Here is a 12916-nt window from a genome sequence, read left to right as displayed (position 1 = left end):
ATTTTCATACTATAAAAAGTGTTTTAGAGTAAAATAAGCTCGATGATATTATATAAAAATTGAACTCTGGGATTACATTAATCGCGGAGTTTTTTGTATTGATTAAACAAAGAAAAAGAAAGTGGCGGCAACCACTTTCTAAAGAAGGAAAATTCACGGGATTAATACAACATATGAAATGGCTTGTACGTGCGTATAGTGAACTTGTCCCGAGTAGAAAAAATATTTACATATTTGGGGGCATAATTTTTTAGCAAGACAGGAGCAGTCCCCGTCAGGAAAAATGCATTAGCAAATCTTCCGGATGATTTCGATTGTATTGTTCTTCGGTGAGTTGACTTCGGGGGAAACTTCGTATGCTTCCATTTGATTTTCATCGAACGGCATCAAAAACCGGTTTAGAAAATTTGTATCAGAAATGGAAGGATCTAACCATTTTTTCTCATCTTCCGGCTTTAAAATAACTGGCATTCGATCATGTATGTCCTGCATTAATTTATTTGGCTTAGTTGTTATGACGGAGCAAGAAAACACTGAATTTCCTTCAGGAGATTTCCAATTTCCCCATATTCCTGCCATAGCAAAGAGGTCATCTGTTTTAAGTTTAATCCTCATCGGCGTTTTCGATTTATCTTCATGTCGTTTCCATTCAAAAAAACTATCTGCGACAATGATGCAGCGTTTCCTTTGGAAGGCATTTCGAAAGCTTGGTTTTTCGGATAAGGTCTCGGCCCGTGCATTAATCATTTTATAGCCAATCGACATGTCTTTTGCCCATGTTGGAATGAATCCCCATTTTAAAAAACCCATTCGATTAGATCGACCGTCATTTATCACTGCTAACACAGAATGTGAGGGAGCAATATTAAAACTTGGAGCATAATTCTCTTCATCCAGGAAGGATTGTATATCAAATCGGTCCATAATTTGTTCGATAGTAGCAGTTAAAGTGAATCGCCCGCACATAAAAATCACCTCATCAATTCCAATAATCTAAAAACTTTAGATTTCAGTATGAATCCAACTATACATTTTATCTAGATCCATTTTAACGGATTTTATCCATAGAGTACAATATAGGATGAGGCAATAAAAATGCTGGTTGCAAGGAAAACATTTTATGGGTAAAATAGTCTTCAATACCCATTATTTTTTAGTACTATAGATTTAAATTGTACTTTAACACTTTAAACTATTGAAAGAAAATTTAGAAAATGATATTATTAACTTGTTTAAATTCTTCTGAGTTTAGACCTCCTAAAGTGAAAGCTTAGCATAGACCACTAAGCTTTCTTTGAACCTTTGATTCTATTGATCAAAGGTTATTTTTTTGCTCCTTTGTTCATTTTTCTATGTTAAATGGTTAATTTTCCTATCCAAAAAGGTTTTATGCGACCGGAATAGCAATCATTGTAAAAGTGTGAATTTCTGTGGTAGAAATAATAAAGGAAATAGGCCGATATGGAGGAAATGTACATGAAGTTAATAACCATTGATCAATGGGACAAAGAAATTTGGGAAATGGCAAGCCCTGTTTACCAACAAGCTTTTGGGGGAAAGGGAGCAAAGCCGGAGAAAATCATCCAGAATATGTTAATGAAGCGAATTTGCTATCTTCATTTAGCGATAATCGGTGAAGATGTACTAGGAATGGCTTTGACAGGTAAGCTCAAAGGCACCAGTGCCCTTTTAATTGATTATCTGACTGTTCACAAGGATTGGCGGAATAAGGGTCTCGGACTGAAAATTATGGACTTATTAAAGGACTGGGCAGCTACGGAAGGGAACTTCGACAGCATGGTCATTGAAGTAGAATCAGACAAACATCCGCAAAATGCAGCAAGAATTCAATTTTGGGAAAAATGCGGATTTTCATTAACAGAATATATTCATCATTACAAATGGGTGCCAGAGTCCTATCAAGCAATGTACTTAAAACTTCACATAGATTCTTTATTGCCAATAGAGGGAGAGGTATTGTTTAAATATATTGGAGAATTTCACAAGGCTTCCTATAGGTGACAGGCACCGTTCGTGGACAGTTGCATGGTTTTGTCCACATGGAAAGGACAGAGAGCTATTGTGCTCTCTGTCCGGAATTGTAAAATATGTGTGTACCGAAACCTCAAAGGACTAAATCTCTTAATGCAGCTTCTAAATTACTATATTGAAAGTTAAAACCATGATTCCTCAGGATGCTTACCATCCCATTTTACATACTTGATTCCACACCTCTCCTTTTAATCTAAGAATCTTTTCTTCCATTCCGGAGGAGGGAGCATACAGCTCTCTTTTTTACCAAACCATTTGTATCGGTTTTCAGCAACTATATCGTAAAAGAAGTCCCTGATAAATCGAGGGATGATGCGGAAAATTGATAACAACTTCACAGGACCTTTTAGGTTTATGCATACCCGTAAAGCTGCTTCAGATTTAATGAAAATCCTTTCATTTTCAATTAAAATAATGCTATTGATCTCTTTATCATAGTCATACTTTTTGAATAGTATTTTCGCAGCTTCACCTTGAAGAGAAGCAAATTTAAATCGCCCATTTGGATCTCTTTTTAATATAAACTGCACGCTTTGATTGCAAAAATTACAAATACCATCAAATAAAATAATTCGTTCCATGTATTCACCAACTTACTATTCCATATTAATTTAGCATAGCATAAATTACCGGAAAGTCCATCCACTTGATTCCATCTATGTTAAAATTACCCATATCCTGAACGTTCCAATTTGAAAACAGTAACCGAATGGAATTTAGAATCAGTGGTAGCCAGTTGGTAGAAGGGGATGAAGGGAAACTACTATTTCACGGTATGTCTCGATGATCTATGAAAAATTAAATCAACATACTCAAAATGCTCTAGATATTTCTACGTCATTTGACCACGCTATTCCTTTCCTACCTATTTTCATTATTCCTTATGGACTATGATATGAATATCTATTTTTTTATTTAATTTACTTTTGTTTTAAGGAGACAAAAGTTTATCTTAAAAGAAGTCCAAAACTATGTACATTGAAAATGATTCATAGCTTTTAAGAGATGGAGAGCGAGCAGCAAATGTCCGTTTTTTTTTAAAATGGGGTAGAGGAGCACTAGCTTCGTTAAAACCTATTTTCTTATTTCAAAAAAAAGAGCGCCGTTAGACACTCTATTGGTTGTAAAAGCTTGTTTACTTTGGAGGCAAAAAAATGAAAGATATTATGTCATGTGAACAGTTTTGATATGGTGAAAATTTATAAACACAGGTTCTTCTTTTGCTCTGATTATTTCAACAAAATTATTCTTAATTACTTGTATTTTTCCGAACATTTTTTCATTTTCACCGATATTAAAAACAATTAATTTACCAATTAATTTTTCTATTTGAACCTCAAATGACCTTGCAAATGTAATATTAGAGGGGTTAACAGGTAAATTGGAGTTGCTTAATCCGTACGGCTTTTGATTGTTTGTGTAGGGAATTAACCATTTTAGGTGGTTTAGGGAAATAAACATCGTCTTATAAATTGGGGAATAAAAAACAAAGTAATTATTCATAATGCTAATAATGTAACCATGCAAGGATTGTGTGCTGGTTACAAAAATTTCTGTGAAAATCCCCTTTGCGGCAATAAGGGTTTTCCTAAGGGAAATTTCTTCATTATGATTATAAATGGGCGTTGGTTCATTTGTAATAAAGATTTCATCAATTTCATCTTGCTTTAAGAAAACCCAATTTTGTATATGAATAATTGGAATGTAAAGATAGTCATTACCATCGAAAAGAACCCAAATATCACTGCCAATATCAATTAGGATTCCAATTAGGTTTTTCTTTCCGGAAATCTCCAGTTTAATATACTGGCCAAGATGCTTTTTCAAATCCATTTACTCACATCCTTTCCATTTTAGTCCACGTTACAAAAAGAAAAGGGCTGACTGGTTAATCTGTTATAAAATTCATAAATCAGCAGGCCCAGCACTTTTTGTAATGGTTTTGGAAAAATAAAATACCATAATTACTTAGAAAAAATTATCGAAGCTTTTAAATCTTGTTTGACTTTTTCTCCTATTATTTGGCCAACCTGCAAACGGGAAAGCTCTCTCATTATCACGATCACGCGCAACTGGTTCACCAGCAAATCGGAATTGCTTTACTTCTTGCTCAATTTGATTCGTTTCTTGCTTATTTTTCTGATCCGTCTCCTGCCTCGTATTTGTTGGTTTTCTGAGTGATTGATTTTGTGAGTTGTCTCTTACTGAATTGGCAAAAGTTAGTGGCTCTAGCGGTTTAAAAACTTTAACTTCTTTCTCTATAGTTACATTCGTTTCTTTTTTGGTTTCTGATTTCACTTCTTTTTTCGTTACTTCCGAGAAATTTTCTTTCTTGGTTTCAACTTTTACTTCTTTATTTAATTTCGGTTCCATTGTTTCTTTTTTAACTTCTTCTTTTTCCTGTTTGATTTCTTTTGAAGAAGTCATTTGCTTTTCTTTCAATTCCTTTGGCTCTTCTGTTTTCGTATTATTTTGGTAATTTACACTTGTTTGCTTTTTCGTGGATGGTTGAACCTTTGGAGCAGTTACCTCAGTAGTAGGTACCACTACACTCTTTGTTTGTTCGGAAGATTCTTCATTCGTCTTTTCAGCTTCCATTTTTATTGAATGTGACCAAACGTTTGTTTGAATTGGTTCATCTTTTATAGCTTCAGAATATACTTCTTCCTGTTGAGCAGATACTGTAGTTTCCTTTTTTTCCGAAGAGGTTGATTTCGTTTCAGAACTTTTACTGTCCTCATTTGTCGATGATTTTGATTTATTCTCAGACTGATTTTTCATAGTGTTCTCTGAATTTTCTTTATTACCATTTTCACTATTTTTTCCTTGGTTATTGTCCTGTCCATTTTCTTTTTTGGGTTCAGGTTTTTTTTCTTCCTCCTTAATAAATCCTTTTAAGATATTGGAGATATGCGTTAATTTTATTAAAATCCGCTCTTCACCATTTATTAAGGTAACAAAATCTGGATCAATGTCACTTAAGACACCGCTGAACCTTTGTTTATTTAAAGTCAGAATGCTAATCCAGCAATTTTTAAAAGATTCTAATAGTTCTGTTAAGCTCTGGGTCTTTTGAAAAGTCGTGGCTATTTCCTCACCTTGGAACTGTTTCGTATTTTTGGTGACAGCTTGTATCTTATCAATGCTGTAATAAAAAATATAATTATTTTCATTTTCTATTACCACATGATCGGATTCAACACCAATCAATTTTCCTTTTATTACCTCTTCACCCACATAAAGATTTACGTTAAAACCTTTTAATAATTCCAATGCAGCTGAAAATTTAGCTAAGACCATTTAGTAATCCTCCTTTAGGAAAGTATGTCGCTCCTCGATTAGAGAAGCGACGTAGTGTTAATCGTTTTTATTTTCGCTATTGTCGTTTTCATCATTTTTTTCTTTTTTTTGTTTCTCGATTTTTAAACCATAGCTAATATTTCTGATGTGTTTCATGGAAAAACGGACAACTTCTGCATTAACAATTAAAGATGCAACTTCTTTATTTACGTCATTAAGGACACCTTCTAGAGATTCTGGACCTCCGCGATTAATTTTCACCCATTGATATTTTATCCCTTCTAAAAGCTTATGGAAATTTTCTTCCCATTTATACTTGAAATCTTCTGGAATAGCTATTTCAAACTTCAATTGGTCCTTGGTACTTTCCGTAACACTTTTGATATGTTCTGTTTTATAATAAACCACCCCATCATTTTCAGTTAAAAGGACAAAATAATCCTCAGCAACATCCATTAATTTTCCTTGCCTTGATTCCGGGCCTCCCCGATCAACCCTGATGGTTTTGCCCAAATATAATTCCATCACTTCTTTATTCATAATCCCAAAATGCCTCCTTTAAATTTTATAAACTTATACACTGCATCTATATGTATCATAGCGTGATGTTGTACTATTATAAGAGCCTTTTTTTACTATTTAGAGAGAAAAATAGGCAAAAAAAATATATGGTTATGGACCATATACCTAAATTAATGTTCCAAAATTTTGTTTAAGATACGAATTTCGCTTGTTAATGAAATCTAACATATAAATTTTTTCCTTTTTCAATTTTTCATTATCTATATTTATATAAGGATCTAGACTAATGTAGGGAGTTAATTTTTGGAAGAGCTTTTCTATAATTGGTTCTTGGGTTTCAATGGTAAATTGTTTTTCCAAAATTTCTAAAAGTGTTTCTACATACATCTTTTTGAATTTTGAAAAGTAAAGTAATCTACCAGTTAAGGTGTTATATCCAGTTATTGGGATATAATCATGTTCCAGCTTTTGCCCATGAAGATCTCTTCCCCAAGTCCCATCATAATCCCAAGGGGTGATTTCATACAAATTTGTTTTACCATTACGGTAAAGTGCATAATTATGGATAAAACCGTCGAAATTTTGTGTACAGATAACCCCAGAAAGCCAGGTGAAATACTGTTCCACGTCAAGAACTTTCGGTATTTCTTTTTCAAATTCCTCATTGTTAAGTGAATTGATCATTGCGATCATATATTCCAATTCTGTTAAAGAGCTTTTATCGCCATATTTTAACGTATAACCTTCAATTAAACTGGTTTTTAATTCATTTTCGGGATTTAGTAAAGAGAAATTGGCATAATAATTGGTGGCGTAGATAATAGGACCATCCGGTAATTTTCTTTTTTGCAAAAGATATTGGTCGAATGATTCAAGCTCTAGGTAAATTCCTTTACAAAATCCGTTGATATTTAAAAGAACATGTTGGGATTGTGGTGATATGACGCCAATTCGATCAAAGAAATCAAGCGAAAGTTTGTTTCGACTAAGCGATATATCATTATATTCGGCATTTAAATGAATTTCATGTGCGCCATTGACAGTGAAGGGTTTTTGAAAAATAATATGATAGGATTTTTTTTTCTTCTTTCTAATCACATTTCCCCGATAGGCAAGTTTAATTGAATATTGGTTGTCACCTATCTTAAGCACTGCAGGTACATGGTCATCCATCCAAATATCATTTTCCAATTTCTTTATCCATTTTGGATTAATGAATATTTCATATTTTTGCAATGTTAATACCCCTAAATATCATTTTTTTCTAGAATAATATGCTTTTTTCTGAATAAATGTGCAATATCTATAAATTTAGCATTATTTATTAAAAATATATAAATTTCAATGTCAAGCACCATCAATTCTCCATAAACTAGAACGGTAAAATACTTTTGGAAAGTGGTGGGAAAATGGTATTAAAAATTGACATTGATCAATTGCTTTCGCAGGCTAAAGAAAATGGAATTATTGGATTTCTAGATAATAATCCAGTAGAGGTAGAAGATGAAGTTCTAAGGATGGGCCCTAAATCACGTGGTAAAAAAGGACCTCTTTCAAAGGGAAAACGTAAAGGGTCTAAAGGCAGCAAAGGGTCTAAAGGCAGCGGCGGATCTAAAGGCAGCAAAGGGTCTAAAGGCAGCGGCGGATCTAAAGGCAGCAAAGGGTCTAAAGGCAGTGGCGGATCTAAAGGCAGCAAAGGGTCTAAAGGCAGCGGCGGATCTAAAGGTAGTAAAGGGTCTAAAGGCAGCGGCGGATCTAAAGGCAGTAAAGGGTCTAAAGGCAGCGGCGGGTCTAAAGGCAGCAAAGGGTCTAAAGGCAGCGGCGGGTCTAAAGGCAACAAAGGGTCCAAAGGAAATCGAAGACAGTAAAATCTCGTAAACAAAGGCAGTAACATTTATCCGATACAAGGTTTGTATCGGTTTTTCTATTGGATTCAAAATCTTACTTCATCATTACTATTCATGATTATTTTAGGAAATCACTTAAAATATGTATACTCCTAGTTCATTTTGGCTGTTTTCGTTAACATTGTTGTTTTTATAAAACTAAATCGTATTCAAGTCGATAGGCTACCTTTACTTGTGAATATGAAGCAGCTTTTATTTACGAAAAAGCCACAATCTTTTAGTAAAGAGCCTTTATTTTTGGGTATTGTGGCTATATTTCTTAAAATAAATATTTGTCTAGGTCAAGAACAACCATTTTTCCATAAATTAGAAAGAAAAAATATATTTGAAAGTGGTGTGATGATGTTAGTAAAAATTGACCCTCACGATTTGCTTTCTAAAGCAAAGCAAAATGGAGTAGATGAGTTTTTAACCAATAATCCTGTAGAAGTTGTAGCCATGCATAAAAAAGGTCGTAAAGGGAAACGAGGACCAAAAATCAGTAAGGGAAGCCGCGGCTCACAAGGCAGTAAAGGAACTCAAGGTAGCAAGGGTTCAAAAGGTAGTAAAGGGAAACGGGGACCGAAAATCAGTAAAGGAAGCCGCGGCTCACATGGCAGTAAGGGTACTCAAGGTAGCAAGGGTTCAAAAGGTAGTAAAGGGAGCTCGGGCTCTCACGGATCTACCGGTAGTAAGGGCAGCCATGGAAGTCACGGATCTCAAGGAAGCCGAGGAAGTCGTGGAACGCATCACACTAGTATCAGCCACGGTTCACACGGCAGTAAAGGCAGCCATGGAAGTCACGGATCTCAAGGAAGCCGAGGAAGTCATGGAACGCATCACACAAGTATTAGCCACGGTTCACACGGCAGTAAAGGCAGCCACGGTTCGAAAGGCTGTAAAGGTTGTATTTGCTTAAATATAAAACAAGATTCAAAAGGATTTATATGGTCATAGATTTAACGGGATATAGACAAGCACAAGGATAAAAGCTTTCACTACTCTCATAAAAAAAATTCTTAAAACCGGTACTTTAAAAGTATCGGTTTTTTAGTTTTCAATATCCTATCCACTAATAATTATTATTAATTGATTATTTTAATGCCAAAGCTCTATAATAGGTAATCTGCCTCGTTCTATAGGGTACTTAATCTATTTAATCCATAGGGGATACTTGTCTAAAAGAATAAATATAGGTAAAAAACTATTATTTTTATCAATTATTTTTTACCGTATACCTTTCAAATATTTTTGGTAGTGATTTCGGTTCGATAATACTACCAATTGGAACATTGGCAACATTGATATGGATGCATATCCTTAAGAAAAACCACATCAAAATCACTTGGATGGAATATATCAAAGTCACCTTCATCGTCATTCCATTAACACTAATTTTTACCCTACTCTGCTTATACCTATGGCTTTTGCTTGTATATGTCTAACAAACTCTAATTGATATGAAGGAAACACCTTTGGTGAGTCCTATTGATTTATAAAAAAACTGGCAAAAAAATCTTTTTTCTTTGGGACTTTTCCAAGAGATCATTAATATATTATCAGTAAAGAAACAAAGGGAAATTATTTTTATACCAAACTTTCTTTTTTTCATGATCATCATTATGGGGGGGGGATGAAAATGGAGAAACGATTGGCTGATATTCAAAAACGAGTAAAAAAAGAACACCAAGATATTGTAAAATTTGTTAAACACGTATTTGATGCGTTGGATCAAAAAACAAATGAGCACCGTAGATTAGCAGCATCTAATGCATTAGCAGGAATAAAAATAAATGGGCATGAAGAAAAAATTTACTATGATACCATTACAGAAACCAAAAAACTATTATTGGATGTGTTAGAAAAAACAACAGAGGATTTCGAACATCTAGGGGATAAACGCTGGGATAAATTCTTTAAGGACGGTGTGAAAGAATAAAAATTTTATTTTTAATACTACCTGTAAAGGGTCGATGAAGGGAGTCGTTTTCACATATGCGGCTTTCTTTTTTATAGTCCTAATTAGTTGGTATCTCGTATAACTGTTAATGACTAAAATTCTTAATGTGTATAATATTGAAAAGTTTTTTATAGACTCGTTCAGATTATTTTCATTATCCTTAAATTACTACATTAAAAAAGATGAAACAAAATCCCTCTTATAACTAAGAGAGATAGAGAAAAAAGAATGATTATATGCTTAATTTGGAATCTACCTCCATGAGTTTATTTCATTATTTCTATAGATCTAATGAAATTAATAATCTTAAAATAAATCATTGCCATTTCTTCAGGAGAATGGATCATACCATTTTCTAACCACTGTTCAATTACACCAAAATTTGCAGAAGTTCCAATTGCAGGCAAATATTCTTGTGCTATTGAAACATTCTTAAGAGTACTTTCTTTATTCTTAACCAGTTTCTCATAAATATTGTTTCTTATTAAATCTTTCATTTTTTTTGGAAAAGCGGGATCTCCTTTTGAACTTAATAATACCTTAAGGATTCTTCCGTACCCCTTTAGATAGTCAAAAATTTGAACCATTATTGGGTAAGGAGCATTTTGTGAGAAATATTTAATTGCCTCAATCGGATTTAGTTGAAGAATAATTTCCAGGAATCCTTGAAGAATATCACTTTGAAGCTTTTCCATTAAGTCATATTTATCCCGATAATGAAGATAAAATGTTCCCCGGTTTATCCCAGCTTTTGCCGTTAAATCTCTTATGGTAATCCCCTCAAAACCTTTTTCTTCAATCAATTCAATTAGAGCCTCATTTATTCGTTTACGCGTCCTGAGGACCATTTGATCATGAACGTTTTCAGTCATTTTAGTGTCTCCTCGTCCAATAATAAAAAGCCTACATTCTATAATGAACACTTTTCATATTATTGTTGATTGTAATATATTCAGTAGCATTGTAATCTAAATCTATAGCAACGGTCAACACAGTGTTCATTTTATTAAAATGTACACGTATAGGAGGTTTTTTAGATGAATCCTACCATTAAAGTCGAGCAAGTCACTAAAAGCTTTGGAAAAAAGACAGTTTTAAATGACGTAAACGTAACGATTCCAAAAGGCCAATTATTCGGTTTAATTGGGCCGTCAGGAGCTGGAAAGACCACTCTGGTAAAAATAATAGTCGGCATGGATAAAGCTGATACCGGAACCATTCATGTATTAAATGAAAAAATGCCAAATCTAGCTTTACTTCAGGATATCGGTTATATGGCTCAATCTGATGCCTTATATGTCGAGCTGACAGGCGAAGAGAATCTTAAATTTTTTGCGTCTCTTTACAAACTAAAAAAGGAAGAACAGATAAGGCGTATAGCATATGCCGCAAACTTGGTGAACTTGACTCCTGATTTAAAGAAACGAGTATCCGCTTATTCGGGAGGAATGAAACGGCGGCTATCTCTTGCGATTGCGTTAATTCAAAATCCCAAAATATTAATCCTGGATGAACCGACCGTAGGAATTGATCCTGAATTAAAGCTGTCAATTTGGAATGAATTATTACGGTTGAAAAATGAAGAGGAAAAGACAATTATTGTGACCACTCATGTTATGGATGAAGCGGAACGATGCGATTTTGTTGCTATGGTTAGGGATGGCCGCATTTTAACCAGCGGGTCACCAAAAGAATTAAAGGCATTATTTCATACAGATAATTTTGATGAGGTGTTTTTAAAAGCGGGGGTGAAGCAATCATGAGAACCTTTGCCTTAATTAAAAGAATTTGTCAGCAAATGCTCCGTGATAAAAGAACATTAGCATTGCTTCTTGTTGCACCGCTGTTAATTTTAACACTTATGTATTTTTTATTTAACGGAAACACAGTAAAGCCGAAATTAGGTGTAGTAAATATTGATAATAATATTGTAAAAGTATTAAAGGATTCCAAACTAAAAGTTATCCATTATGATAAAGTAACGGATAAAACGGTCGTCAATGACGACCTCGATGGCTTGCTGCAAGTAGAAAATGGAAAAATAAAATTAACTCTCCAAAATGATGATCCATCTAAAGCTAAAGAACTGCAAATTAAGGTAAACCAAGCGATTGGATCACAGGTTCAAGCCAACCTAATGAAAAAGATTGCTTCCCCTGTAGATTTAACGAAAAATAGACTTGAAACAAACTATGTTTATGGGAATAAAGATACTGTCTTTTTTGATGTATTAAGCCCCATTTTAGTAGGATATTTTGTATTCTTTTTTGTATTTATTATCTCCGGTATCGGTTTATTACGAGAGCGGACAACAGGAACGTTAGAACGGTTATTGTCTACTCCAATTCGAAGGGCAGAAATTGTAACGGCTTATTTGGTAGGGTACGGGATATTTGCCGTTATTCAAACGATTATCGTCGTGATCTATTCAATAAATGTATTAGACTTGGTCCTAATGGGTTCCATTTGGAATGTGATATTAATTAATTTGCTCCTGGCTTTGGTCGCTCTATCATTGGGAATTCTGTTATCGACATTTGCGGCTTCAGAATTTCAAATGATGCAATTTATCCCAATAGCCGTTATTCCACAGGTATTTTTTGCGGGGATTTTCCCACTAGAAGGGATGGCAAATTGGCTGCAGGCTTTTGCAAAAATCATGCCAATGTATTATGCCGGTGACGCATTAAGGGGAGTCATGTATAAAGGTTTTAGTTTAAGTGAAATTAGCGGAGATATTTTTGCTTTAGTAATTTTTGCAGCCATTTTTATTATCCTTAATATCTTTGCACTAAAAAAATATCGAAAATTATAATCAATCAACAGGAAGGCATAACCCACTCGGGTTGTGTCTTTTCTATTTTTGGGAAAACTTAAAAGTATATTTTTCATATATTGAAGGAAGTGAAATTTATGAATTTATTATCCTATACAGAAATTATTTTAGGATATATAAAAGAGTATTTAATCTTAAGGTTACTGCTAATGGCTTTGTCTTTATTGACCATTTCATTTATTATCAATCGCTCAATATGCCGGCGGCGAATTTGTTTTTTCGAACGGAGACAGGTAATTATCAAACTTCTGAAAGATAAAAACTTGATTCCTAAGGGTGTTATTTAATAAATCAGAACAGAAAGGATGTACCTAATTTACACCACGGATTGCTTTGCAATTTAGCTCTCAGTATGTTTTA

At 33.9% G+C, this 12916-nt stretch carries 13 protein-coding genes and 1 pseudogene; 7 read left to right on the top strand and 7 right to left on the bottom strand.

Going from position 1 to position 12916, the window contains the following annotated elements; all coding sequences use genetic code 11:
* Positions 1-288 precede the first annotated feature (288 nt).
* Positions 289-966: an SOS response-associated peptidase gene (locus J2S10_RS16305; RefSeq protein WP_307409651.1), complete on the bottom strand. Its 678-nt coding sequence runs from the start codon at positions 964-966 to the stop codon at positions 289-291.
* A gap of 510 nt (positions 967-1476) precedes the next feature.
* Here J2S10_RS16305 and J2S10_RS16300 point away from each other — a divergent pair.
* Positions 1477-2022, top strand: a complete 546-nt coding sequence (locus J2S10_RS16300; RefSeq protein WP_307409649.1) for a GNAT family N-acetyltransferase — start codon at positions 1477-1479, stop codon at positions 2020-2022.
* Between the two features lie 218 nt (positions 2023-2240).
* Here J2S10_RS16300 and J2S10_RS16295 read toward each other — a convergent pair whose 3' ends face one another.
* The 5 genes from J2S10_RS16295 to J2S10_RS16275 all read right to left on the bottom strand — a co-directional run bounded on the left by J2S10_RS16295 (position 2241) and on the right by J2S10_RS16275 (position 7110).
* Entirely contained in the window at positions 2241-2633 is a 393-nt protein-coding gene (locus J2S10_RS16295) for a thiol-disulfide oxidoreductase DCC family protein (RefSeq protein ID WP_307409647.1), read from the bottom strand.
* Positions 2634-3216: 583 nt separating this feature from the next.
* Entirely contained in the window at positions 3217-3885 is a 669-nt protein-coding gene (locus tag J2S10_RS16290; RefSeq protein WP_307409645.1) for a DUF2642 domain-containing protein, read from the bottom strand.
* A gap of 135 nt (positions 3886-4020) precedes the next feature.
* On the bottom strand, positions 4021-5262 hold the full coding sequence (locus J2S10_RS16285; RefSeq protein WP_307409644.1) for a hypothetical protein: 1242 nt from the start codon (positions 5260-5262) through the stop codon (positions 4021-4023).
* 147 nt (positions 5263-5409) lie between these two features.
* Positions 5410-5892 carry a DUF6897 domain-containing protein gene (locus tag J2S10_RS16280; protein WP_307409642.1) on the bottom strand — a complete coding sequence of 161 codons (483 nt, stop codon included), beginning with the start codon at positions 5890-5892 and terminating at the stop codon, positions 5410-5412.
* Positions 5893-6039: 147 nt separating this feature from the next.
* Positions 6040-7110: a CotH kinase family protein gene (locus tag J2S10_RS16275; protein WP_307409640.1), complete on the bottom strand. Its 1071-nt coding sequence runs from the start codon at positions 7108-7110 to the stop codon at positions 6040-6042.
* A gap of 173 nt (positions 7111-7283) precedes the next feature.
* On the opposite strand from J2S10_RS16275, the gene J2S10_RS16270 reads away from it, so the two are divergent.
* The 4 genes and pseudogenes from J2S10_RS16270 to J2S10_RS16255 all read left to right on the top strand — a co-directional run bounded on the left by J2S10_RS16270 (position 7284) and on the right by J2S10_RS16255 (position 9699).
* Positions 7284-7742, top strand: coding sequence for a hypothetical protein (locus J2S10_RS16270; protein WP_307409638.1), 459 nt, complete (start codon positions 7284-7286; stop codon positions 7740-7742).
* A gap of 381 nt (positions 7743-8123) precedes the next feature.
* Positions 8124-8717, top strand: coding sequence for a hypothetical protein (locus tag J2S10_RS16265; RefSeq protein WP_307409636.1), 594 nt, complete (start codon positions 8124-8126; stop codon positions 8715-8717).
* A 275-nt stretch (positions 8718-8992) separates the two neighbouring features.
* Positions 8993-9205, top strand: a pseudogene (locus tag J2S10_RS16260) (ArsB/NhaD family transporter); the annotation flags it as partial.
* A 194-nt stretch (positions 9206-9399) separates the two neighbouring features.
* Positions 9400-9699: a hypothetical protein gene (locus J2S10_RS16255; RefSeq protein ID WP_307409635.1), complete on the top strand. Its 300-nt coding sequence runs from the start codon at positions 9400-9402 to the stop codon at positions 9697-9699.
* A 287-nt stretch (positions 9700-9986) separates the two neighbouring features.
* Here J2S10_RS16255 and J2S10_RS16250 read toward each other — a convergent pair whose 3' ends face one another.
* A complete protein-coding gene (locus J2S10_RS16250; protein WP_307410046.1) occupies positions 9987-10568 on the bottom strand; it encodes a TetR/AcrR family transcriptional regulator in 582 nt (193 codons plus the stop codon).
* A 189-nt stretch (positions 10569-10757) separates the two neighbouring features.
* Here J2S10_RS16250 and J2S10_RS16245 point away from each other — a divergent pair, with 189 nt between their 5' ends.
* The gene (locus J2S10_RS16245) at positions 10758-11483 is read left to right on the top strand and encodes an ABC transporter ATP-binding protein (protein WP_307409633.1); all 726 of its coding nucleotides are present in this window, start codon (positions 10758-10760) and stop codon (positions 11481-11483) included.
* A complete protein-coding gene (locus J2S10_RS16240; protein WP_307409631.1) occupies positions 11480-12535 on the top strand; it encodes an ABC transporter permease in 1056 nt (351 codons plus the stop codon). Before J2S10_RS16245 ends, J2S10_RS16240 begins: the two co-directional genes overlap by 4 nt.
* Positions 12536-12916 lie beyond the last annotated feature (381 nt).

It is taken from the genome of Neobacillus ginsengisoli (assembly GCF_030813055.1).
The sequence above is the reverse complement of the archived record's forward strand: the minus strand, read 5'-3'. Positions and strand labels throughout refer to the sequence as shown.

Coding starts and splice junctions, on each gene's coding strand:
- J2S10_RS16305 (WP_307409651.1), bottom strand. CDS start 966: ATGTGCGGGCGATTCACTTTAACTGCTACTATCGAACAAATTATGGAC.
- J2S10_RS16300 (WP_307409649.1), top strand. CDS start 1,477: ATGAAGTTAATAACCATTGATCAATGGGACAAAGAAATTTGGGAAATG.
- J2S10_RS16295 (WP_307409647.1), bottom strand. CDS start 2,633: ATGGAACGAATTATTTTATTTGATGGTATTTGTAATTTTTGCAATCAA.
- J2S10_RS16290 (WP_307409645.1), bottom strand. CDS start 3,885: ATGGATTTGAAAAAGCATCTTGGCCAGTATATTAAACTGGAGATTTCC.
- J2S10_RS16280 (WP_307409642.1), bottom strand. CDS start 5,892: ATGAATAAAGAAGTGATGGAATTATATTTGGGCAAAACCATCAGGGTT.
- J2S10_RS16270 (WP_307409638.1), top strand. CDS start 7,284: ATGGTATTAAAAATTGACATTGATCAATTGCTTTCGCAGGCTAAAGAA.
- J2S10_RS16265 (WP_307409636.1), top strand. CDS start 8,124: ATGTTAGTAAAAATTGACCCTCACGATTTGCTTTCTAAAGCAAAGCAA.
- J2S10_RS16255 (WP_307409635.1), top strand. CDS start 9,400: ATGGAGAAACGATTGGCTGATATTCAAAAACGAGTAAAAAAAGAACAC.
- J2S10_RS16250 (WP_307410046.1), bottom strand. CDS start 10,568: ATGGTCCTCAGGACGCGTAAACGAATAAATGAGGCTCTAATTGAATTG.
- J2S10_RS16245 (WP_307409633.1), top strand. CDS start 10,758: ATGAATCCTACCATTAAAGTCGAGCAAGTCACTAAAAGCTTTGGAAAA.
- J2S10_RS16240 (WP_307409631.1), top strand. CDS start 11,480: ATGAGAACCTTTGCCTTAATTAAAAGAATTTGTCAGCAAATGCTCCGT.